This is a genomic window from Caballeronia sp. (assembly GCF_049581465.1).
In the GTDB taxonomy this organism is placed as follows: domain Bacteria; phylum Pseudomonadota; class Gammaproteobacteria; order Burkholderiales; family Burkholderiaceae; genus Caballeronia.
In genome coordinates, this window is sequence record NZ_JBAUSA010000938.1 from 1 (window position 1) to 2,403 (window position 2,403).

The 2,403-nt window shown below is 64.0% G+C and carries 1 protein-coding gene; it reads left to right on the forward strand.

Annotated elements, in window-relative coordinates:
• Positions 1-64: 64 nt before the first annotated feature.
• Positions 65-2,403, forward strand: a 2,339-nt coding sequence (locus WCA53_RS23050; RefSeq protein WP_423915925.1) for a pyruvate carboxylase, incomplete at its 3' end; no start/stop codon positions are given.

Genomic DNA, 2,403 nt, shown 5'->3' on the forward strand with positions numbered 1-2,403 from the left:
CAGCCGTGCCGTGCAAGATGCGCAGGGCATGGCTGTGCTCCCAGACTGTTTCGCTCTACAGACAATGAACAATCCTCCGATCAGATCCCTGCTGATAGCCAATCGCTCGGAAATCTCCATCCGCGTCATGCGTGCCGCCGCGGAGATGAACATCCGCACGATCGCCATCTATTCGAAGGAGGACCGCCTTGCTCTCCACCGCTTCAAGGCGGACGAGAGCTATCTGGTCGGCGACGGAAAAAAGCCGCTCGCGGCCTATCTCGACATCGACGACATCCTGCGTATCGCGAGGCAGGCGAAGGTCGACGCGATCCACCCCGGTTACGGCTTTCTCTCCGAGAACCCCGATTTCGCGCAGGCGGTCATCGATGCCGGCATCCGCTGGATCGGCCCGTCGCCTGAAGTCATGCGCATGCTCGGCAACAAGGTGGCGGCCCGCAACGCGGCTGTCGCAGCCGGCGTGCCGGTGATGCCGGCAACCCCACCGTTGCCCCAGGATCTGCAGGAGTGCATGCGTCTCGCAGCCGGAGTCGGCTACCCGCTGATGCTCAAGGCGAGTTGGGGCGGGGGCGGAAGAGGGATGCGGGTTCTGGAGAGCGAGGACGATCTCGAAGCCGCGCTCGCCGTAGCCCGGCGCGAAGCGCTGGCGGCATTCGGCAACGACGAAGTGTATGTGGAGAAGCTGGTGCGCAATGCGCGCCACGTCGAGGTGCAGGTACTTGGCGACTTGCACGGCAATCTCGTGCATCTCCATGAGCGCGACTGCACAGTGCAGCGGCGTAACCAGAAAGTAGTGGAGCGCGCCCCGGCACCCTACCTCGATGACGCCGGCCGCGCGATGCTCTGCGATTCGGCGCTGCGGTTGATGCGTGCGGTGGGGTATACCCATGCAGGTACGGTCGAGTTCCTGATGGATGCCGACTCTGGCCAGTTCTACTTCATTGAGGTGAACCCGCGCATCCAGGTCGAGCATACGGTCACGGAGCTGATCACCGGCGTCGATATCGTCAAGGCGCAGATCCGTATCACGGATGGCGGCAGGATCGGCATGATCGAAGACACGCTCGACGAGAGCGGTGTCGTCAGCGTGCGCGCGGCGGGCGTGCCGGCGCAGCCGGACATTGCACTCAATGGCCACGCGCTGCAATGCCGGATCACGACCGAGGACCCCGAGAACGGTTTCTTGCCGGACTACGGCAGGCTCACCGCTTACCGCAGCGCCGCGGGATTCGGTGTTCGCCTCGACGCCGGCACCGCCTATGGCGGCGCGGTGATCACGCCGTATTACGACTCGCTGCTGGTCAAGGTGACGACATGGGCGCCGACCGCTGCCGAGTCGATCGCACGGATGGACCGGGCGCTGCGCGAGTTCCGGATTCGCGGTGTCGCGTCGAACCTGCAGTTCCTCGAAAACGTGGTCAATCATCCCGCATTCGGGCGGGGCGATGTCACGACGCGCTTCATCGACCTGACGCCGGAACTGCTCGCATTCACGAAGCGCCGTGACCGCGCGACCAAGCTGTTGCGCTATCTGGGCGAGGTAAGCGTCAATGGGCATACGGAGATGAGCGGCCGTTCGTTGCCTTCGTTGCCGATGTCGAGGCCGCTGCTGCCGGCTCTCGACACCGCGCGCCCGTTGCCACCGGGTACGCGTGACCGGTTACGCGAACTCGGGCCAGACAATTTCGCGCGCTGGATGCTGGACCAGAAGCAGGTTCTGCTGACCGATACGACGATGCGCGATGCACACCAGTCGTTATTCGCGACGCGCATGCGCACGGCCGATATGCTGCCGATCGCGCCGTTCTACGCGCGCGAGCTCCCGCAGCTCTTTTCGATGGAATGCTGGGGCGGCGCGACCTTTGATGTGGCACTGCGCTTCCTCAAGGAGGACCCGTGGCAACGCCTCGCGCAGTTACGCGAGCGGGTGCCCAACATCCTGTTCCAGATGTTGCTGCGCGGCTCGAATGCAGTGGGGTACACGAACTACGCGGATAACGTCGTACGGTTCTTCGTCAGCCAGGCCGCGAGTGCCGGAGTGGATCTCTTCCGCGTCTTCGACTCGCTGAACTGGGTGCGCAATATGCGCGTGGCGATCGACGCAGTGCGCGAAAGCGGTGCGCTGTGCGAAGGGGCGATCTGCTACACCGGCGATCTGTTCGACGGTTCGCGTTCTAAGTACAACCTGAACTATTACGTGGGAATCGCGCGCGAACTGCAGAGCGCCGGCGTGCACATCCTCGGCATCAAGGACATGGCGGGCATCTGCCGCCCGCAGGCCGCTGCTGCGCTCGTGAAAGCCCTCAAGGAGGAAACCGGCTTGCCCGTGCATTTCCATACCCACGACACCAGCGGCATCTCGGCGGCTTCTGCGCTGGCCGCGATCAACGCTGGCTGCGATGC